Source organism: Methanomassiliicoccales archaeon, from assembly GCA_036504055.1.
GTDB lineage: Archaea > Thermoplasmatota > Thermoplasmata > Methanomassiliicoccales > UBA472 > DASXVU01.
Genome location: DASXVU010000047.1, coordinates 89,780 through 110,847, shown reverse-complemented (window position 1 = coordinate 110,847; position 21,068 = coordinate 89,780). Strand labels below are relative to the sequence as shown.

Annotated in this window: 20 protein-coding genes; 13 read left to right on the top strand and 7 right to left on the bottom strand. The window is 56.4% G+C overall.

The features are described from left to right. Positions 1–38: 38 nt before the first annotated feature. From wecB to VGK23_11975, 6 genes are all read left to right on the top strand, one after another. Complete coding sequence (wecB, locus tag VGK23_12000; GenBank protein HEY3421263.1) at positions 39–1,121, top strand: UDP-N-acetylglucosamine 2-epimerase (non-hydrolyzing); 1,083 nt, start codon at positions 39–41, stop codon at positions 1,119–1,121. Positions 1,122–1,399: 278 nt separating this feature from the next. Further along, positions 1,400–1,963 (top strand): DUF6015 family protein, encoded by a 564-nt coding sequence (locus VGK23_11995; protein HEY3421262.1) that lies wholly within the window; start codon positions 1,400–1,402, stop codon positions 1,961–1,963. Positions 1,964–2,073: 110 nt separating this feature from the next. Beyond that, on the top strand, positions 2,074–3,984 hold the full coding sequence (locus VGK23_11990) for an ATP-dependent DNA helicase (protein ID HEY3421261.1): 1,911 nt from the start codon (positions 2,074–2,076) through the stop codon (positions 3,982–3,984). Then, positions 3,969–4,574 carry a CDP-2,3-bis-(O-geranylgeranyl)-sn-glycerol synthase gene (locus VGK23_11985; protein ID HEY3421260.1) on the top strand — a complete coding sequence of 202 codons (606 nt, stop codon included), beginning with the start codon at positions 3,969–3,971 and terminating at the stop codon, positions 4,572–4,574. Before VGK23_11990 ends, VGK23_11985 begins: the two co-directional genes overlap by 16 nt. A gap of 5 nt (positions 4,575–4,579) precedes the next feature. Further along, positions 4,580–5,110, top strand: a complete 531-nt coding sequence (gene pyrE, locus VGK23_11980) for an orotate phosphoribosyltransferase (GenBank protein ID HEY3421259.1) — start codon at positions 4,580–4,582, stop codon at positions 5,108–5,110. Next, positions 5,110–5,664 (top strand): uracil-DNA glycosylase, encoded by a 555-nt coding sequence (locus VGK23_11975; GenBank protein ID HEY3421258.1) that lies wholly within the window; start codon positions 5,110–5,112, stop codon positions 5,662–5,664. The genes pyrE and VGK23_11975 overlap by 1 nt, the downstream gene beginning before the upstream one ends. On the opposite strand, the gene VGK23_11970 is transcribed toward VGK23_11975, so the two are convergent. From VGK23_11970 to VGK23_11960, 3 genes are all read right to left on the bottom strand, one after another. Further along, positions 5,639–6,325 (bottom strand): glycosyltransferase family 2 protein, encoded by a 687-nt coding sequence (locus VGK23_11970; protein HEY3421257.1) that lies wholly within the window; start codon positions 6,323–6,325, stop codon positions 5,639–5,641. The two genes, VGK23_11975 and VGK23_11970, sit on opposite strands and share 26 nt — an antisense overlap. 64 nt (positions 6,326–6,389) lie before the next feature. After that, positions 6,390–7,181, bottom strand: a complete 792-nt coding sequence (locus VGK23_11965; GenBank protein ID HEY3421256.1) for a glycosyltransferase — start codon at positions 7,179–7,181, stop codon at positions 6,390–6,392. Positions 7,182–7,237: 56 nt separating this feature from the next. Continuing rightward, a complete protein-coding gene (locus VGK23_11960; protein ID HEY3421255.1) occupies positions 7,238–10,102 on the bottom strand; it encodes a hypothetical protein in 2,865 nt (954 codons plus the stop codon). A 13-nt stretch (positions 10,103–10,115) separates the two neighbouring features. On the opposite strand from VGK23_11960, the gene VGK23_11955 reads away from it, so the two are divergent. Continuing rightward, entirely contained in the window at positions 10,116–10,307 is a 192-nt protein-coding gene (locus VGK23_11955; protein HEY3421254.1) for a hypothetical protein, read from the top strand. Positions 10,308–10,379: 72 nt separating this feature from the next. Here VGK23_11955 and VGK23_11950 read toward each other — a convergent pair whose 3' ends face one another. From VGK23_11950 to VGK23_11935, 4 genes are read right to left on the bottom strand one after another with little or no spacing between them, the layout of a single operon-like run. Further along, positions 10,380–11,486 (bottom strand): glycosyltransferase family 4 protein, encoded by a 1,107-nt coding sequence (locus VGK23_11950; protein ID HEY3421253.1) that lies wholly within the window; start codon positions 11,484–11,486, stop codon positions 10,380–10,382. 14 nt (positions 11,487–11,500) lie between these two features. Then, positions 11,501–12,442, bottom strand: a complete 942-nt coding sequence (locus VGK23_11945; GenBank protein HEY3421252.1) for a Gfo/Idh/MocA family oxidoreductase — start codon at positions 12,440–12,442, stop codon at positions 11,501–11,503. Between the two features lies 1 nt (position 12,443). Further along, a complete protein-coding gene (locus VGK23_11940) occupies positions 12,444–13,547 on the bottom strand; it encodes a DegT/DnrJ/EryC1/StrS family aminotransferase (protein HEY3421251.1) in 1,104 nt (367 codons plus the stop codon). An 11-nt stretch (positions 13,548–13,558) separates the two neighbouring features. Next, entirely contained in the window at positions 13,559–14,041 is a 483-nt protein-coding gene (locus VGK23_11935) for an acyltransferase (GenBank protein HEY3421250.1), read from the bottom strand. A 433-nt stretch (positions 14,042–14,474) separates the two neighbouring features. On the opposite strand from VGK23_11935, the gene smc reads away from it, so the two are divergent. From smc to VGK23_11905, 6 genes are all read left to right on the top strand, one after another. Next, the gene (gene smc, locus VGK23_11930) at positions 14,475–18,086 is read left to right on the top strand and encodes a chromosome segregation protein SMC (GenBank protein HEY3421249.1); all 3,612 of its coding nucleotides are present in this window, start codon (positions 14,475–14,477) and stop codon (positions 18,084–18,086) included. Further along, positions 18,086–18,994, top strand: a complete 909-nt coding sequence (locus tag VGK23_11925; GenBank protein HEY3421248.1) for a hypothetical protein — start codon at positions 18,086–18,088, stop codon at positions 18,992–18,994. The genes smc and VGK23_11925 overlap by 1 nt, the downstream gene beginning before the upstream one ends. A 1-nt stretch (position 18,995) precedes the next feature. Continuing rightward, the gene (scpB, locus tag VGK23_11920; GenBank protein HEY3421247.1) at positions 18,996–19,493 is read left to right on the top strand and encodes an SMC-Scp complex subunit ScpB; all 498 of its coding nucleotides are present in this window, start codon (positions 18,996–18,998) and stop codon (positions 19,491–19,493) included. Further along, entirely contained in the window at positions 19,475–19,663 is a 189-nt protein-coding gene (locus VGK23_11915) for a hypothetical protein (protein ID HEY3421246.1), read from the top strand. Before scpB ends, VGK23_11915 begins: the two co-directional genes overlap by 19 nt. A gap of 129 nt (positions 19,664–19,792) precedes the next feature. Continuing rightward, complete coding sequence (locus tag VGK23_11910) at positions 19,793–20,008, top strand: LSM domain-containing protein (GenBank protein HEY3421245.1); 216 nt, start codon at positions 19,793–19,795, stop codon at positions 20,006–20,008. Positions 20,009–20,066: 58 nt separating this feature from the next. Then, positions 20,067–21,032 carry an NDP-sugar synthase gene (locus VGK23_11905; protein HEY3421244.1) on the top strand — a complete coding sequence of 322 codons (966 nt, stop codon included), beginning with the start codon at positions 20,067–20,069 and terminating at the stop codon, positions 21,030–21,032. The last annotated feature ends 36 nt before the right edge of the window (positions 21,033–21,068 follow it).

Genomic DNA, 21,068 nt, shown 5'->3' with positions numbered 1-21,068 from the left:
AGCCAAGATTAATTAGCGTCCGGAACGTTCCAGCGGCGATGCGCATCTTCTCTGTCGTGGGCGCCAGGCCCCAATTCGTCAAGTTAGCTCCGCTGCACAAGGCCATCACAGTGCGACATCAGCACATCATCGTCCATACCGGTCAACACTATGACTACAAAATGTCGCAATCATTCTTCGAAGAGCTCCACATACCCGATCCCGATTACAACCTGGGTGTAGGCTCAGGTCAGCAAGGTGCGCAAACAGGTAAGATGATGGAAGAATTGGAAGCGGTCTTCACCAAGGACAGACCGGAAGTGGTGGTCGTCTACGGAGACACCAACTCCACCTTGGCGGCGGCGATCGTGGCGGCCAAGATGGGCCTCCCGCTGGTTCACGTCGAGGCCGGGCTCAGATCCTATCGCCGGGGAATGCCAGAGGAAATCAACAGGGTGGTCACTGACCACCTGTCGGACCTTCTACTATGTCCCAGTCCCCCTTCGTTGGAGAATCTCAAAAAGGAGGGCATCACGAGCGGTGTTGTTATCGTCGGTGATGTCATGACCGAATGTCTCCTGAGCATCGAACCCACCCTCGACAATTCCGTACCTGAGAGGCTGGGCGTGAAAAAGGGAGAATATGTCCTGGCCACGATACACCGTCAGGAGAACGCTGATTCCAGGGAGAACATGGACGCCATCATCGGTGCCATGTGCGACTACCATGGTGATGTGGTCCTGCCATTACATCCACGGACGTCCAGGAACATCACCACCTGGGGGCTGATGGAGAAGCTCAGAGCCTCGAAGAACGTGAAGGTGTTGGAACCCCTGGACTTCCTTTCCTTTACCGCCATGGAGCGGAACGCGAAAAAGATCATGACGGATTCCGGCGGGGTTCAGAAAGAGGCATATTTCTGGGGAGTGCCCTGTGTCACCGTCAGGGACGAAACCGAATGGATAGAGACCTTGGAGGGGGGATGGAACATCCTGACCGGGGCCGATAGGGAGCGGATCATGACAGCTTTGGGCCGGCCGAGACCGGATGCCGGGCGTACCGTGGTCTACGGGGACAGGCAGGTTTCATCGAGGATCGTGGCCGAGATCGAGAGGATGATGAGCAAACGTCTCCGTGCCTGACGAACAGACGAAGAAGGCATCGCGTCATCTTAGACGAAGTGGGTGCCGATCGTCGTTTGAAATATGGCACGATCTATTACAATTCGATGATCTCATTTCAAACAGATCTTCCGGTCGATCGATACGATGCATCGAAAAAAGGGTGCGTTTCATTGCATTCCTGCGGTACAAATCATCAATAGACGGTCTGCTATAACAAAATCCTTAAATAGTGTTTCCTGAATGAATACAAACTCAATTTACTTTATTTATTAATAATAACGACAAGGGGCAACTCAATGAAAAGCAACGGAATCGCTAAGTCCCGAGCTTTACCTGCCGAAAAAGGTGGCAAGGCAAAGACAGCCGCACTCCCCGCTTTGGGGGGAGTAAGTGTGAAGACCGCTGAGCCTGCGACCCACGGAGGTAAATCCGAGGAACCTTCTTTCCAGATCTGTTTTGATGATAAATGCACGACCTTGACCGTCGATGACCTGACTCATGCGATTAAGAATAGCATCGACCGCAGCGGTATGCCGGATGACCAGGCGCGGATGATGGCTCAGCATGTCATGAACTTCTTCGGATACAGTGAGCGCATCATAGACAATATCCTTGAACCGGAGGACCGTGACGCCTTCTACATGCTGGAGGACACCGGAATCCTGACCACCGAGAGGGAAGAGACGACCCTTTATGATGGCAGGGAATGGAGGATCCATTACTGGCTGTTCAGGAAGGAACGCATCTTTGAGCTCATCAGCGGCAACGGGCATTCCGGCGCGATGTGCGAAGATGCACAGTCCTGCTATGACGAGGTTCCAGAGGACATCTGGACCAGACAGGATGTCAAGAAAGAGTAGGCGATCGCAACCCTCTTCCATAAATCCCTTTCCAACTTTTCCAATAATGTCACTGCAGTTTCGATGAGGTCACCGAAACCCTATTTATGCTATCCCCCCTCGCAGGAGGGATGGATGTCTTTCCTTATCCTCCCCGACCGAACCAGCTTCAGTTCGTGAAATTGGTGGAGGAGGTCTCCAGGAACAAAGGACACCTGGTATTGGAAAGCGGGACCGGGACCGGCAAAACGGTCTGTGCGCTCTCCGGGACGATCCAAGAGGCCCTCTCCCATGGGCGAAAGGTGCTCTACCTGACCCGCACCAACTCGCAGGAGGAGCAGGTGGTGCGAGAGCTTCGGCGCATCAATGAGAAGACGCCGGTGTTCGGTCTGGCCATTCAAGGGAGGCAGGTCACATGCCCCCTCATCAGGCGGGACCAGGAGCTCAAGGGCGGCAATCCTGAGGAGCTGTCCCGGATCTGTGGCGAGAAAAAGAAGAAGGTCCTGAGCAACCAGCCCGGCGGATGCCGGTTCTATGCAGAGCTGATCAATGTGGACCATGAGGAGGTGGAGAAATATTGCCGTACCAATCTTCCCACTGCCGAAGAGTTCGTGCGCTACTGCGACTCGAAGAACGTCTGTCCCCATGAGCTGATGAAGGAGATGATCTCCTCAGCGACCGTGGTGGCCGCCCCCTATGCCTACTTCTTCGTCCCGTTCATCAGGCATTCGCTTTTGGACTGGATGGGGGTGCGACTGGACGAACTGATGGTCATAATCGACGAAGCCCACAACATTCCCGATTATACTCGGGAGATCGAGTCGTTCGAGCTTTCCCGGGCCATGCTGGACCTGGTCCAGAAGGAGGTCGACGAGTATGGCGATCCGGAGATCCTCCAAGGGGTGAGCATCATGGACACGGTCATCGAGCTGCGGAAGCTGCTCCAGGGGGCGTTGGAGGAATACCTGATCGAAGAGGATGGCCTGATCCCGCCGTCGTTCCTTGAAGAAGGGCTCATGAGCGCATTCACCGCATCGTCCCGGGCCATAGAGATCGCCTCCAAGGCGCTGATGGAGCACGGCGAGATCGTCAGGGAGCAGAGGATCGAGCAGGGCCGCCTGCCCCGGTCGTACATATTCTCCATGGGGGCATTTCTCAGCAGCTGGTTCTCCACGGACGAATGGACCTTTGTGAAGTTGATCGTGGGAGGCGAAAACCCCTATTTCAAGGCGTATTGCATCGACCCGATCGTTACCACGTCGGTCCTTCTGGGTTGCGGCGGCACCGTCCATATGTCCGGAACGCTGTCGCCCTTGGCGGAATACCGGGACTCGATCGGCCTGCCGTCGGAGACGGTGATGCGCACCTTCCCCTCCCCTTTCCCGAAGGACCACAGGGCGGTCTTCTATACCGAGAACGTTACCACCAAGTTCGAGGAGATGTCGCAGGATGACGAGATCATCCCTAACATGGAGGAGACGGTGGTCAGCCTGTGCAACGTGGTGAAGAAGAACACGGTCATATTCTTCCCCTCCTACTCGCTCATGGAGCGGTTCTTGGCGGACAAGATCCTGACCAAGATCAGGCGCAAGGTCATGCTGGAGGAAAGGGGGATGGCCCAGGCGGAGCTGATGGACGTGGTCACCCGTTTCAAGGGAGAGGCAGAGGTGGGCGCCGTTCTGTTCTCGGTGGTCGGCGGTCGCATCAGCGAAGGCATAGACTTTCCAGACAAGGAGCTGCAGCTGGCGGTGATCATCGGGGTGCCTTACCCTAAGCCGACGGCCAAGCAGCGGGCGCTGTTGCACTATTACGAACGCAAGTTCCACAAGGGCTGGGAGATAACCGTCAAAGCGCCTACGAGCCGTAAGATGCTGCAGGCCATCGGAAGGCTGATCAGAACCGAGACGGATATCGGAGCGGCGGTCATCCTGGACCGCCGGGCCAAGCAGTTCACCGACCGGATCGAACTGCAGCTCACGGACGACCCCCTGTCCTCGGTGTTGGAATTCTTCGACCAGGTCGATCGGTGCAAAAGTTCTTAATCGGTCGTCAGAATCTGCTGCCGATGGATGCGATCATCGTCGCCCTGAGCGGCTTCTGGTTGATGTTGCCGGCGTTCCTGCCCAACTCCGCGGCTGTGGTCTTCGGGGGAGGCAGGCCGATCGACTTCGGTCGCTCGTGGAACGGCAAACGGATACTGGGCGACGGAAAGACCTGGACCGGCCTGATCGGTGGGATATCAGCCGGCGTGGCCTTGGGGATCATCCAGATGATGATAGCAGCGGGGCTGGGGGATAAGCAGGGCCTCTGGGGGTTCGGGTCGCTGCCGACCGCTTTCGGCATCGTATTGGCGCTGGCGGTCGGCTCCCTGATGGGCGATCTGGCCGGCTCCTTCATAAAGAGAAGGCTGAACATAGGCAGGGGGGCCAAGGCTCCGATCCTGGACCAGTATAACTTCATCGGTGGTGCGTTGATCGCGGTGATCATATTCTTCCCCTCCTGGTTCATGTCCTCCTTCATAGACGGCGCGAGCATACTGGCGCTATTGACGGTCCTGATTGTTACGCCCATCCTCCACCGTTCGGTCAATATTATCGGCTATAAGGCAGGCTTGAAAAAGGTACCCTGGTGATTGAAATGTCCAGCATCAAAGACTCATTGGTGCGCTGCGGCGCGATACTGTACGGGGACTTCACCCTGTCCTCGGGAAAGAAGAGCAAGTATTACATCGACATCAAGAAGGCGAGCACCGACCCGATCATACTGGAAGAGGTGGCCGATGAGATGGCCCACATCATCGAAAACGACGATATCGAGGTCGACCGGATCGCCGGGGTGGTGCTCGGCTCCGTACCGCTGGCCGTCGCGCTTTCGCTCCGTACCGGGATCCAGTTCGTCATGATAAGGAAGGAGCCGAAGGACCACGGCACGGGCAAGCTGATCGAAGGTTCCCTGGAACCGGGAATGAAGGTTCTGGTGGTGGAGGACGTGGTCACATCGGCCGGGTCGGCCGCATACGCCATCGAGGTCCTGCGCAAGAACGGGGCATCCGTCGACCATGTGCTGTCAGTGGTGGACCGCGAGGAAGGCGGCCGGGAGAAGCTGGAATCGATGTCCACCAAATTGCATGCCCTTGTCACCGCCAGTGATGTACTGGGGCCACGTTGATGAAGTTGGACCGGAAGTGCAAGAGATGCATCCTGTGCGAAGGACGGGCTAACGTGGTCGGCCCAAGCGGGGACCTCAGTTCCAGGCTGGTATTCGTCGGAGAGGCCCCCGGGGCGACCGAAGATCGGACCGGAAAACCGTTCGTGGGCAAGGCCGGCAAGATGCTGGACCGGTTGCTGGCGGAGAATGGACTCCCGCGTGAGAGCATCATGATAACCAACGCGGTCAAGTGCCGGCCGCCGAACAACCGCCGTCCCACGAAAGAAGAGGTGGAGGCCTGCCGTCCGTATCTGAAGGAGGACCTGGAGGGCAGATGTCTGATAGTGGCGCTAGGGCTCACCGCTTCCGAAGGGCTCCTGGGCAGAAAGGTGTCGTTGAAGGTCGACGCGAACCAGGTCTTTGAAGTGGCGTGGGGGGATGGGACGATTGATGTCATGCCGACCTACCATCCATCGGCCTGCCTTTTCAACCTTACCGCCCGGAAGGGGCTCAAGGAAGGGATCGCCTTAGCCATGGAGCGATGCGGTTTCACTCGTACTCAAAACATTTCTTGAAAAGGAACCGGATGTTCTTGTAGCCGTCCTTCCAGGATGACAGTTTCACTTCCCCGACCCGCTTGCGATAGTAGATCGGGATCTCTTTGGCCCTGAGCTTCTTGAAGGCCTCGATCTTGATCTCCTCGGACATGGCCATCCCGTCGTCCTTCAGGTTCATCTTGCCCATCCGGTCCTTACGGAAGACCCACATTCCACTCTGCGAATCCCTGACCTTCACCCTGAAAAGGAGGTTCATGGTGATGGTGAGCAATTTGTTGCCGACATGATGTTCGAAGGTCATCGCGCCCGGCTCAAGGCCGGCAAAGCGGTTGGTGGTTATGAAGTCCAGTTTTTCCTGGATCAGGGTATCGACAAGTTTGGGGATATCCTCCGCCGGATAGGTGCAATCCGCGTCCAGGGTGACGATTATTTCCCCCGCGGCGTTCTCGAATCCGGTCTTGTACGCCCGCCCATATCCCCGGCGCGGTTCCTCGATGACCCTGGCTCCCTTCCCTTTCGCGATCTCACGGGTGTGGTCCTTGGAATTTGTGTCAACTATGAGCATCTCGTGTTCTATACCGGCCTGTTGCAGGGTGCCGTGGACGGAATCGAGCACTTGGCCGATGGACTGTTCTTCGTTCATCGTAGGGATGACCACGCTGATCTTCAGTAAACGCACCAGCCAGTTCGGTATTCCCGGTTTTCGGTAATAAGGGTTTGTAATTCTCTGCGATTGGAGATATTCATTTCGAGACCGGCACCTTGTCCCCGAACAGCTTGAAACCGACATATCCCATCATGGCCACGAGCAACCTGATGAACGCCCACATGGTCATTCTCTGTTTGAACATCTTGAGCGGGTCATAGGAACCCCACAACTTGCCGTGCTTCAGTGTCAGCTGTTTCCGGCCCGCCCCATTCCAGAATGCCTGTCTGAAGAAACGGTACAGGGTCGCCTTGGTCCGGTGATAGATGACCGCGTTGGTGTTATAAACGATGTTGAAGCCCGCGTCCACCGCCCTCATGTTCAGGTCGATGTCCTCGGCCGTGATGAACCAGTTGTCGAACCCTCCAACCTCGGTGATCGCCTCCCGGCTGAAGGCCTCGTTGCAGCTCGGATAGGAGATGTCGTTGCCCTTATGGTACAGTTCGACCCTGTCCAGGCTTTCCCACGGTTGGTAACCGATGTTGATGGTCCTTCCCACAACGACGCTGGCCCCTGCTTTGATCGAGGCCCTCATCTCTTTCACCCAGAAGGGATTGGCGATGCAGGTGCCGCCGGTGAACATTATCATCTCGCCTTTGGCCAGGGACACTCCATAATTGGTGCTCTCCCCTCGCCTTCCCGGCTTGATATGAAGTGATATGAAGGGATACTTCTCGGCGTAGGCTTTCACGACGTCCCGGGTGCGGTCCTTAGAGGCTGCATCAACGACAATGATCTCGATGGGGCCCTCTTGCACCACGAGGCTGTCGAGGAGGTCGGCGATGTTCTTCTCCTCATTCATTAGATTCAGAACAATGCTAGCGAGCATTCAGTACCAGCTTCACGAACGTGCAGATACGTTAATACTCTTTCGGCTCCAGTCTCTTATTTTGCTTTCTTTCTGCCGCCTAGGAAGATGGCCGACGCACAGAGCAAGCCCGCGGCCAATGATAGGGATAGGACGTTCAGGGCAAAGGCATCGTCCCAGACCAGGCTTCCCCCGGGCCTCATCTCAATGGTCGTGGCGATGGTCACCATGTTCCCGGTCCTGTCGGTTGCCACCAGAACGTAGGTTCTGTTGCCCACGGCGACATGGTCCAGAAGTAGCGAGGCCTCTCCCGGCATTATCGAGTATGCGTTTCCAGCCTCGTCGGTAACGAGGACCGTCGCGATCCCGCTGAGGTTATCCCAGGAGCTGAATCGTAGGTGAACCTTTCCATCAAAGAATTGCTGCTTCTCAGGGTTGTTGAACCTTGCTTCGGGAGCCTTTTTGTCGATCAGCACCTCTTCCTGCTTGACGCTCTCAGCATTCCCGGCATTGTCCACCGAATAATACCGGACGGTGTGCCTTCCCTCGGATGCGATGGTAACCGTTCTGGTCCATACCTTCCATTGGCCGTCATCGACCGCATAATTGATCACCATCACCCCGCTGACCATATCAAGTGCCGTGAACCGGATCAGCGCCGACCTGTTGACCCAATGACCCACGTCCCCCGATATCGCCGTTGTCGGCGGGTCAAGGTCTGGAGGCTGCCAGACGATCAGGGTGTAGTTGACCGAGCTGGAGTGCAGCCCGGAACTGACGGTGAGGCTGACCGAGAAGTTGCCCGGAACCGTTGGGGTTCCGCTCACCAGGCAATGGGTCCTATCGGTCCATTGAATCGATAGGAAGGGGGCATCGGTGTTCAGTTTCCAGACGATATCTCCTATTCCTTCCGTGGCAGTGGCGTTGAACGAATATGCATCGCCCAGGGGCATTGCCAGTCGTGGCAGGTTCAGGATCGTTGGGTCCTTGGGAACATAGTGGATCCTGAGCTCGCTGCTGGCGTTCCAGAAAGCGGAAACGTAGAGAACTCCATCACGGATGTCATATCCGACATCCATCACCCGGGCCCCCGAAAGGTTGCGAAGTAATGGATTGGATGAAGGGACGGAACTCGATGTGCCTTCCATCCCCACGACCTCCACGCTCTTGATGGCAGCATCCTTCAGCGGGACCGCAATGGTGATCGGGACCAGCCAGTATCCCGCTTCTTTGGGATCCTGGCGGCTGACCTCGTACACCTGGTCGTCAAGGGTCGTAGCCTCCGGTACGGCCCTCACATCGGTGGTCATGCGTCCATAGTAATAGCTGGCCGCCTCGCCATCCGTTGCCTTCCAGTTCTCCAATTTCGGATCGGTCTTATTGTCGCATAACCAATGCAGGATGTCCGGTTGTTGGATGATGCCATGGTTGTAGACACGAGCCAGTCCGCCTCTTTGTGCGATGAAGATCAACGTCGAATAATCTTGTGCGTAGTCCGTGTTGACCTGCCTTAGGGCATCCATCAGGTCTATGGGGGCCGTCGGGTCCCATTTGGCCCATTGATCTACGCCCCAGGCACTGATGAGGGAATCGTTTCCCGGCGCCCCGTTGGCCTGATTCGAGGAGATCCCCTCGATCCTTATTCCTGCCAGGTACTGGGCGTATTCCATCTGGAACGTCGCCGTGTTGCCCGGATTCGCCAATGATATGTACGTGTCACCGTTCCCCACATAGGAAGGGTCGTCCCACCGGCTGGCAAAGATGTAGGCTTTCTTCAGAGCCTGTTGTCCCTGGTTCGCCGACTGCACAGATTCTGCCCAGGTCTTCTTCATCCAGTTATAATAGTCATGCGGGCCGTGTTTGGCGATCTCTGATTGAGTGGCGAGGATCAGGGAGGAATTGCCGACCGGGTTCTCAGTGAAGATGTAAGCGGTCACTGGATGATCATATCCTTTGAACATGTCGAGCGCTGTTGAAGGTCCGCTGCAATCATCCCTTGCCAGGACCGTCGCCCAGTTCCAGCCGTTCCACCATTTCGTCACTGCCGCGGTGCAGAGGTCAGGAGTTGTGGTCACCTTGACCAGGCCTTGCGTTATGACCCCTCCTGCGGTCACCGAATAAGCCGTCGGTACCGCCCATTTCACCTCTGGAAACCCAGAATCCGCAATATATCGGCCATTGGAAGGATTGAACGCTGCCTGGCGGCCGGCTATGGTCACCGAGGCGTTCGATATCGTGTTTCCGAACGGGTCGACGACCTTCACCCATACGGGTTCGGACCGGGTGTTCGACTCAACGTTCGGTTGGACCTCGGCGAAACCGGTGCCCACCGGCCTGATCTCGAAGTTGTCCAGCATCCACCCTCCGCTTGCCGGGTAGGGTCCATGGATGTCCGGGGTGGGGATGAACCCGACCGTGGCATCCGAGTAGAACTGGAGCACAGGAATGCTTTCCGGATCGTTATCCACTCCGATGTTCTTGACAAATATGACACCGAACTTCGAATGAATGACGGTCAGCTGTATCGAAGTGGCAGAGGTCCTCGCCATCGACACCAAGTACCGGTCGGGGGCCGATTCCTGGTCCGAGCTTCGGTTGGAGAGGGCAGGCAATATGCCCGCCGATTCCCTGTTCCAGGAACCGGATATCGGGTCGTAGGTCAGGATCCCTTCCATGTCCGAAGGTCCGACCAATAGCTCGATACCGGTGATGTTCTGTCCGGCCCCGTTCACCAGCATGGTCCTGAGGCCATAGGTGCCGCAGGTCAGGTTCTTCATGTGGTAAGAAGCTCCATTCCTTGGTGTGAAAGCATCGAATGAGATATTCCAGGTATTCTGGATGGCGTGAGGGGAATATCTTGCTACAATGGCGGAATCGTTTCCACGGAACATGATCCATAGCCGTCCGTCAAGGATCACGGTGTCGGTGTTGGTGTTTGGCATAAGGAAAAAATCATTGAAATGGCTGGTTGTGCCGGTTGGAACGTTGTCGAAGGTCTCGGCCGATCCCCATCCGTTCACGACCGACGCTGTCGTGGCGGTCCCCCCCACAATGTCGGCGTTGACAAGACTTGACAGAGGCAGCAACATGAGGCAGATCAAGAGAGAAATGAGGGGTGACGCGAGCTGCCTCTTCATCTATTGCTGAGCTCCAGACATTCCTTGAACGACACGTTGACTATATAATCGTTAAGAGAATCATTTCACTAATCGACAAGTGTCATAGAGAACGGTAGACCGCCATCAGCTTTTCCTTCATTGCGGCCCAGTTGTATTCTTTCTCCGCGGCCACCCTCCCGTTCCTCCCCATTCTCCTCCTTGCTTCGGGGTCTTGAAGGGCGGAGATGGCATAGGACATCCCCCTGGTACTGTATTCGACTGCCACTCCACAATCCAGTCCCTTGACGAGGTCGCCGCTGTGGGTCCCTTCGGTCACGATCGCCGGTACTCCATACGCCATGGCCTCAAACAGCTTGTTCGGGGTACCTATGATATTGTTCCCATTGCCGGGTTCCATCATGCAGACCACTGCGTCACTGCGGGATACGTTCAGAAGGACCTGTTCCTGAGGGATGTATCCGAGGAACTGGACTTTCTCCGATTCTGCCGCCGCACGTCTCACATCCTCGGCAAGGCGACCGTTCCCGGCGATCCTCAGGACACAATCCTTACTTCCCTTCACCGCTTCCAGCATCTCGCCGATGAAACGACCGGGCTCCAGGCTTCCTCCGTAGAATAGGGAGATCTGGTCCTTCTCGCGGTACGCATCGCGGGGCGCGTCCGGGGGCAGATCGATGCAGTTCATGACGACGGTGACATCGATGGCACCGGAAGCTTTCAGGTGGTCCGCGATGGCATCATTTGCGGCGATCACCGCATGGCAATTGGCCAGCAGCAGCGATTCGGTCCTTTCGATCACCTTGCAGGCGAATCCGGGCAGGTCGTCCTCTACCATCTTCGAATACCATTCATGTGAATCATAGACAAGCGGAACATGGCGGAGACGGCATATGAACGCCCCCAGCATCAACGTGTCATAATCGTGGCAGTGCACCGCGTCGAACTTGAGGCTACGGGAAAGGAGATAGGCCCGAGCGAAGAAGAGAGGCATGTTCAGGCCCAGTCCAAGCGATCCCCGGACCTTTCCGGTTCGCACCCTTTTGATGATCATGCCGCTATCATCCTGATGGTCGGCTACCTTGTGCGAGCGGTTCCAGCAGAGGACGGTAACCCTATGGCCGGCATCGTGCAGGGTCATCGCTTCTTTCCTGACGCGGGGGTCCGGGCGGTATTCGTTGGACAACAACATCAGGATATCGGCGCTCATGTGACCAGCCGGTCTCAGACCGTTCTGCCCTGCGCCAGCGAATCCTTCGCCCGTTCGATCATCTCGACCGTCTTGACCCCTATGGTCCCGGAGTTCCTGGTCTCGGTCATCGGATCTGATATGGATTTGATGAAGTGGAGCAGTTCGGTCCTGATGGTGTTGTTCCTTTCAACCCCCAGCCGATAAGTGTAACCCGATTCATAGATGGTGACCTCCTGGCCGACTGCGTCGATGACCGCGGACCGGTTCTCTCCCACGAGCTCTATCGACCGCACTTTCTTCGGTGAAAGCCAGTTGAGGTGCGCATGGGCGATGGCCCCGTTCGGCATCTCGCAACAGATATAGGTCGCCTCGGGGTTCTCCTTCTGCCTGTACGGTTTGGCCACGCAGGTGATCTTGGCCGGCCAGGCATCAAGCATATAGTTCACTATGTCAAAATAATGCGGTGCCAGGTCGACGATCACATCGCGATCGTTGAACACCGGTTCCAGGTTGGTCCAGGTTAGGTTGAGGAGGAAAACGCGGCCGAAGAAGTTCTCGCTTATCAGGCGCTTGACCTCTGCCAATGCATTGTTGAAACGGTAGATGTGCCCGACCGATAAGGTCAGCCCCTTCGCCTCCGCCAGCTCCACCAGGATGTTGCCCTCCTTGCTGGATAGCGTGATCGGTTTCTCCACCAGGACGTGCTTCCCCGCCTCTAACGCTTCCTGGCAGGCCTGGAAATGGAGCGAGTTTGGAAGGCAGATGTGCACCGCGTGCAGGCTTTCCACATTGATGACGTCGTGATAATCGTTGACCAGCACCGGCACTCCGTACCGGTCCTTACAGTGCTGCAGGTTCTTGTCCATCAGGTCGGAGACTGCCTGGACCTTCACGTTCTGGATGGCGCTGTACTCCTCAACGATCTTCCTTCCCCAATATCCGACCCCGAGCACACCGACCTGGAACTGTTTCATTTTACTTCGACCTCGAATAGAATGACCGGACCTCTTCAGATACCCGCTTGACCTCGTCATGGTTCATTTCAGGGAACATCGGCAACGAGATCATCTCGTTCGCCAGCGCTTCAGAGACAGGGAACTCTCCTCCTTTGAACCCGTAGAGCTGCTTGTATATCGGTTGCAGGTGGATCGGTACCGGGTAGTGCACTCCCGCCTCAATGCCATTCTTGTTCAGATGCTCCGCCAGCTCATCACGCTTGGTGCATCTGACCGCATAGAGATGGAAGACCGGCGTGATGTCCTTGTCCCCCTTCGGCGGCAATGCGATATCCTTTATGCCGTCCAAATGCCGAGCGTACATCTTGGCCACCTCCCTTCTCTGTTCGTTCCACTCGTCCAGATGCTTCAGCTGCACCAGGCCGAAAGCGGCGTTTGCAGAGTTTAGCCGAGAGGTATAACCCACCACATCATGCACGTACCTGGATATCCGGCCACAATCCCGATACTTGGCGATGTTCCTGGCCAGATCGCCGTCGTTCGTGGTGATCATGCCACCGTCCCCTCCGACGGTCATGTTCTTGGTCGGGTAGAAAGAGAAGCAACCGATGTCGCCTATCGCCCCGGCCCTTTTTCCCTTGTAGAGCGAACCATGCGCCTGACAGGCGTCCTCGACCACTTTCAGACCCTTGTCCGAGGCGATGTCCATAATCTCGTCCATCCTGCATGGACGTCCGAACAGATGTACTGGCAACAGGGCGGCCGTTTTCTTAGTCAGTTTGCTCGAGATCTTCCCCGGGTCCAGGTTGTAGTCCTGGTCCGATGCGTCCGAGAAAGTGGGCTTGCCTCCGGCCTCGATGACCGAGTTGGCGGTGGCTATGAATGAGAAGGGGGTGGTCTGGACCTCCTTGTCCATGACCTCCAAGGCGATGAATGCCAACTGCAACGCATTGGTTCCGGAGGAGACCGACACCGCATGTTTGACGCCGCAGTATCTCGCGAACGCCTCTTCGAACTTGTGCACGCTCTCCCCGCCCACCAACCTCTCATTCTGGAGGGCGTTGGTGACCGCATCTAGCATTTCTTTGTCCACGACGGGTTTAGCGAATGGAACTTTGTTCAATTTAATCACCGTTATTTGAGCTTCTTTGTCACCCTGGCGGGGTTTCCGACCACGAGGGAATTGGCAGGGACATCCTTCGTCACGACCGCTCCAGCGCCTACCATTGCCCCCTCACCGATGTTGACCCCACATACTATTACCGCACCGGCTCCTATGGAGGCACCCTTCCGCACGACGGTCGGTGTGACCTCCCAGTCCCCAACTGCGTGTGGGTGGAGGTCATTGGTGAAAACGGCATGCGGACCAATGAAGACCTCATCCTCGATGGTCACACCGCTGGGTATGAACGCGTAGGCTTCGACCTTGCATCTATCGCCCAGGACGACGCCCCTTTGGATCTCGGCAAACGCGGCGATCTTGCAATCTTTCCCGATGCTGCAGCCATACAGGTTGACGAAATCTCTGACGACCGTGCCTTCTCCGATGTCACAATCATGAATCGAATAGAAGTCGGCCAGTAGCTTGTAGCTTTTGGGGTTATCGTCCTTATTCATCCGCCCTCTCCAACATTCTAATTGATTAATAACCTTTTGCTGAAAAAATCATGCTGGCTGGAGCAGACCGGCTCGGTAGAAAAGGCCGATTTGTTCATTGATGGCCAAGTCTAGGATGCCACTAGGCGACCGTTTTCTTCATTCAATGACGCCCAGATGCGTTTCGTTCCTGATGGAAAATTCTGTACGGTTTCGGCATATTCATATCCCAGAAGGCTGGTCCTCCTGAACGAGAGGTCCGCCTCCGTTCGGATGCCACTTGTCCTCTCAAGGTTACTGGCTATTCTCAGAAAATTAGCCAACAACCTATATATATCATGTTCCACATACATTTATATGTCTGACACGTGTCGGACTCGAGGGATGGGATGCAGCTGGAGCTAAGGCTCTATTTGAGAGGTCGCTCCAAAAACCTCATTCAGGGAGGTTTTGGATGTTTCTGAAGCAGATCGAAGTAGAGAACTTCAAATCGTTCGGCAAAAAAATGACCATTCCGATGATGAACGGCTTCACCGCCGTTACTGGACCGAATGGTTCTGGCAAGTCCAACATCTCCGATGCCATTCTGTTCGTCCTCGGTCCAAGGAGCTCCAAGGCGCTCCGGGCCGAGAGGCTCACCGATCTAATCTTCAACGGCGGGAACTCGAAGCAGCCCGCTACCTTTACTAAAGTATCGCTCGTTTTCGACAACACCGACCGTCTGATCCCGGTAGATGCGGACATCGTGAAGCTCACCCGGCTGGTCAAACTGTCGGAGAGCGGCGAGGGTTACAACTCATACTTCTACGTGAACGACCGGAAGTCTACCTTGGCCGAGTTCGACTACCTTCTTTCCAGCGCCAGGATCAGCGCGGAAGGATACAACCTGGTCCAGCAGGGCGACATCACCCGCATCGTGGCCATGTCCACATTGGATAGGCGCAGGATACTGGATGACATATCCGGCATCAGCAAGTTCGATGAGGAGCTGTCCAAGGCGGAGGTCGAGAGGAAGGCGACGGACGAGAACCTGGACCGGATCTCTATCATCATGGCCGAGCTGGAGAAGCAGCTCCATCAGCTGGAGGCGGAGAAGGCCGCCGCCATCAAGTTCATCGAGACCAGGCAGCGTCTCACCCAGGCCAAGTCAAGCATGGCCTACAAGAAGAAGGACATGGCGGAGGCGGAGATCACCGCGGCAAAGAACCAGATAGAGGCCTATGGCCGCGAGATCGAAGCGCTCAGGCAACGGAAGGTCGACCTGATCAAATCCATAATCGACCAGGAAGCGATGACCGCGAAGCTCGAGGCAGAGATAGCGGCAAAGGGCGGCCAGGAATTCAAGGAGCTCAAGGAAAGGTCCGATGCGGCAAAGATCGAGCTGGCCCGGGCGACAGACCTTATATCCCGATCCAACGATGACATAGAGGACATAAAGCAAGCCCTGCTGGAGAAGGTGGAAGAACGCAAGAAGGTCACCGAGCAGATTTCCACCATTGGCGCAAAGATAGGCGAGCTGGAAGGGCAGATCGAACAGAGGAAGACCATCCTGGCACAGAGGAATGCCTCACTTTCAGAAGTGTCCAATAAGATCAACGCCTCCGATTCAGAGGTTGGCGCGCTGCAAAAGCAGGTGGCCGAGCTGGAGAACTCGGTGAAGGACAAGGAGGAGAAAGGCCACGCCCTGGTCCTGGAGAAGGAGCGTCTACAGGAAAGGTCGAGGCGGATCTCATCCGAGATGAACACCCTTCAGGAGATCAAAGGCCAACTGGAATTCGAGGTCAAGGACATCGACTGGAGGATCAAGGAATTGTCCAAGTCGGACAAGAGCTCCTCTGGCGAGCTGAAAGCGCTCCAGGACACCTATTTCCAGAAACGCAGCCTGGAATCAAAGCTTTCCAGGGAATCGAACGAGCTGGAACAGGCGATCAAATCCATCACCCGGGAGTACAGCCTCCTGAAGGCCGAAATGGATGCAGCAGAGAACACCTCCCGGGGCTACAACCGGGCGGTCCGTGCCATACTTGAGGCCCGGGACAAACACGAGATAAAGGGCATCCACGGAACCGTGGCCGAGCTGGCCACCATCGACCCGAAGTATGAACTGGCCTTGAACGTGGCCGCCGGGGCGAGGATGCAATCGATCATCGTCGACAGTGACGAGGTGGCGGCGACCGCCATACAATTCCTAAAGCGGAACAACCTGGGGAGGGCAACGTTCCTGCCCCTGACCAAGATGCTCGACGGAAACCCCCGCGGCAAGGCACTCCTGGCAGAGAAGCAGGCAGTGGGTTTCGCCATCGACCTGATACGTTATGACGCTAGGTATAGGCCTGCTTTCTGGTATGTGTTCGGCGACACCGTGGTGGTGGACAGCTTAGACCAGGCCAGGAAGCTCATGGGAGGGGTGCGTCTGGTCACCGGCTCTGGAGAGCTTATAGAAGCCTCAGGTGCCATGGTCGGCGGCACCATAGAGGTAAACCAGCTCAAGTTCGGGGCGTCGGCCAAGGGAAAGCTCGAGCTGTTGGCCGAGCAGATGTCCAAATCGATGGACCATTCGGCGAGTCTGGACGCACAGATCAAGATCCTCAGGCCGGAGATCGCCGAACTGGAAACCAAGATCCGCGAATTGAGCGGATCGGGCAGCAGCAACACCATCAAGATCGAGGCGCTGGACAACAATCTCAAAGAGGCGCGCACCAAACTGTCGAAATCCCGGGACGACTTGGAAGCATTGAACAAGGAGCGATCGGCCACGGATGCCAGCGTCATAAAGCTGGCGACCGATATCGATTCGATGCTTAGGGTAACGGGCGAGGAGCGGATGAAGCGCGAAACGGCCAGGAAGCGGCTGATGGAGATCGCGCCCAAGGAGCTTACGGACATGCTTCGCCTTCTCCAGGCAGAACTTCTCACCGTCAATACCGAACTTTCCAAGATGACCTCGGAGCGGGACACGGGTTCGACCCAGGTCTCCCTCTACAACAAGCGCCTGGAGGAGCTGGACGCCTTCGACAAGGAAATGATGGAGAAGGACCGCACCATAAAGGCGGCCGTCGAAGAGGCCAAGGTCAAGGAGGCCAAGCTCAGGATCGATCTGGCAGCCATGAAGAAGATCGAGGATTCGATGGGCAACGAGATGAACTCGTTGCGGGCCAAGAAGGACCAGTCGTTCCGGGAGAAGACCCGCCTGGAGGGCGAGCGGGACGCTGTCCAAACCAAGGTGGATACATCCGGGGACTTCATATTGCAGCTGAAGACCAAGCAGGTTGCCACCGAGGCTTCCCTGAAGGACCTCGATGCGGAGATACACCAGCATAACCTGCCGGCCAAGCGTCCGTTGCCTACGATGGATGAGATCAAGTCCGAGATAACCCGATGCGAAACGACCATGTCCGCCATGGGCAACGTCAACCTCAAGTCCATCGAGGATTATGAGCAGAAGAACGCCAGGCATATAGAGCTGAAGGGAGAGGTGAAGCGCCTGGAGGACCAGCGCGACGACCTGATCCGGCTTACCGGCGATCTCAACGAGAAGAAGAAGGTAGGACTGCTCAAGGTCTATGAGGGGGTCAATATCAATTTCAAAGAGGTCTACGCCGACCTGTCGCAGGGAGGCGCGGCCGAACTGATTTTGGAGAACCCGGAGAAACCGTTCGAGGGCGGGCTGATCATGAAGGCCAAGCCACGCAACGGGAAGGTGCTCCGGCTGGAAGCGCTGTCCGGCGGCGAGAAGAGCCTCACCGCGCTGGCATTCATCTTCGCGCTGCAGACGTGGCAGCCGTCGCCTTTCTACCTCCTGGATGAGGTGGACATGTTCCTGGATGCGGTCAACGCTGATATGGTGGCGCAGAGGGTCAAGAAGAGCAGCAAGACGGCTCAGTTCGTCCAGATATCGCTTCGGAAGGTCACGCTGAACAAGGCCGACCACATCATCGGTGTCACGAAGCCAGAGGGCGGCATTAGCAACGTCATCATACGGCCGAACCTGGGGGACATCCGTGAAGTGGCCGAGGAACTCAAGATTCCGGAAGAGAAGATCAAGGTTCTAGAGGAGGGGTCATAATGGAAGCAGGCACTAGCGGGATGGTTCTCAACCATCTGATGTTTCAGAAAGCGATCATCGACGAAGGGGACAGGAGCGAGAAGATCGACCGGTACCTGCAGCTGCTGGAGCAGGCAGAGGCCGGCAACGAGATGGTCCCATCCGACCCCATCGACCGCTCTGTACAGCTGGTCTTCGAGCTGGTGTTGTCCAACAACTACGATCCCTGGGACATCAACCTGATGGAGTTCACCCGGATGTACACCAAGAAGATGCACGCCGAGGAGGTCAACTTCATCGTGGCCGGCAAATTGATGTTCATGGCCTGGAGCATCCTCAAGATGCAGTCCGAAGAGGTGCTGTCGATCCACGAGCAGCTGCCTGCGGACGCCATGGGCGCCGATTGGGAAATGGACCCGATGGAAGGGTATGACGATCCGGTCCTGGCAAGCATCAATGTAGACATCCCGGGAAGCGTCGACCTCACCGAGGCCGTCCGTCACCAGACCACCCGGCCGGTATCGCTCATCGAACTGCTGGACGCCTTCGAGGAAGCCAAGCGGGATGCCGAGATACAGGCCCACCGGCAGAAGGCCAGGGAAGCCCTCAAGCTCACCAACGAGAAGTTCGACGACAAAGCCCACAAGGAAGATCACGAAAGGGATGTGGCTGAGACCTGGGACCGCATATTGAAATGCGGTAACGGACCGATATGCATCGAGGACCTTTTCAACGGCGAGAAGGAGGACCGGATAATGGTCTTCGTTTCCCTGCTGTTCCTGGCAAAGTACGGAAAGATTGCCCTTTGGCAGGATGACCTGCCCTTTGGCCAGATATTCCTGGAGATCAAGCTGCCGTGGGACATCGGAACGATCGAAGAGACAAAGCCGGACATCGTGCCGGCCCCTCAGGCGAAAGCGGTGATCTGAAGTGGACCCCGACCGGGTCGTCGAGGCGGTACTGTTCTCCTCTCCCTCCCCAGTCAAGGTGTCAGAGATAGCGGACAAGGCACAGATCTCCCAGGACGCGGTCCGGAGGGCCCTGAAGCGGCTCATCGACGAGTATGCGGCAAAAGAATGCGCCATGGAGGTCCTCAAGACCGGCATGAAGTACTCCATGCAGCTCCGCAAGGACTATGTCCAGTTCTCTGCCAGCTACGCCGTGCAGGAGCTGGACGCCGGGGTGGTCAAGACCGCAGCCATAATCGCCTATAATCAGCCCATCCTGCAATCCGACCTGGCAAAGAAGCGGGGATCGAACGTCTACGACGACATACGGGCCCTTCGCCACCTGGGCCTGATCACAGGTAAGAAGACCGGACAAACGCTGTTGCTCACGACCACGAAGAAGTTCTCCGAATACTTCGGGATCAGCACCAGGAAGGAAGACATCAAGGAGTGGATGGAGTCATGCGCAAAGAAACAATGAATCCCAAAATGCCGAACTGGAACCTGGAACGTATCCCCGCCTCACCCACATATGACAAAGGGCGTTCATCGAACAATGGGGTGGTGGTGACCGAGATAGACTCCCGGAACGACGGTTCGAATCCGGTCGGCTCATGGACCGGATATCCCTATGTCTCCTTGAAAAAATGAACTAACGATGAAAGAACCTCCAAACTCTGGCCCGTCCCCCTTTCTGGTGGGGGCGGGCCGGAAACAAATATATTTTGCGTGGAAAAGCTTTAAATTGGTCAGCCTCAATCCGTGGCCTGAGTGATATAAATGGTGATGCCGCTTGCGCTGCTCGAGAAGTCCCTCAACAAAAAGATCTCCCTTCTACTGAAGGACAGCAGGGTGTTGGAGGGAAAGCTCACGGGCTATGACGAATACATGAACATGGTCCTCGAAGACACCGAGGAGCGCACCGCCGACCAGACCCGCAGGATGGGCGTTGTCATTCTTCGCGGCAACAACGTCGTGAGCATCTCTCCGCTCTGAAATCCTTGACCAAATCCTTACCATCATTAAGCAGTCTGCAGATGCGGGGTAGTACCTAATGAAGGCAGTAATTCTCGCTGGCGGTCTTGGAACACGGCTCAGACCTATCACTTACAAAACACCCAAGCCCCTGGTGCCTTTGGTGGGAAAGCCGCTCGTCATGCATATCATCGATTCATTGCCGCCCCGCGTCGACACGGTCGTGCTGGCAGTAAGCTACATGAAGGACGTCCTGGAGGAATACTTCCGGGTCAACGACTGCGGCAGGAAGATCATCCTGGTCAACGAGACGACACCCCTGGGAACTGGAGGGGCGGTCAAGAACGTGGAAGAGCACCTGGATGACACGTTCATCGTCATCAACGGAGACGTGCTCACCTCCATCGACATCGACTCCATGGTGAAGTATCACCGGGAGAAGGGCGGGATCGGGACCATCTCGCTCTGGCAGGTGGAGAACCCGACCGCTTTCGGAGTGGTCGGACTGGACCAGGACAACCGGATCACGATCTTCCAGGAGAAGCCGTCCCTGGCAGAGGCCGTCTCGAACATGATCAATGCCGGTGTGTACGTCTTCGAGCCGGACATGTTGGACAACATCGGCAAGGGATCCGTATCGATCGAGAAGGAAGTGTTCCCGAAGGTGCTCGATCAAGGTCTATATGGCTACCAGTACGGAGGCTACTGGGTGGACTGCGGGACCAGGGAAAGCTACCTGAAGGCCCAGAGGACATTGATGGACCTCAGGCCAAAGAATGATCAGCCCCCCTTCCTAAACGGCAACGTCAAGCTGGTGGAACCGCTGAACCTGGCCGGCGCCAAGCTGGACTCGTGTTCGGTAGGGCCCTATGTCTTTGCCGAGAAGGACGTGACCATCGGGGCTGGCGCCGTGGTATCCAATAGCGTGCTCATGCGGGGAGCGACCGTGCGCCCCGGAGCCGTTGTGACCAACTCGCTCATTGGGCCAGGGTTTGTGGTTGAAAAGGACCCAGGCGCCATCGACGTCATACTGGGCAACAAGTGAGTAAGGTCTCTCCGCCTGAAGTATATTCTAACGATA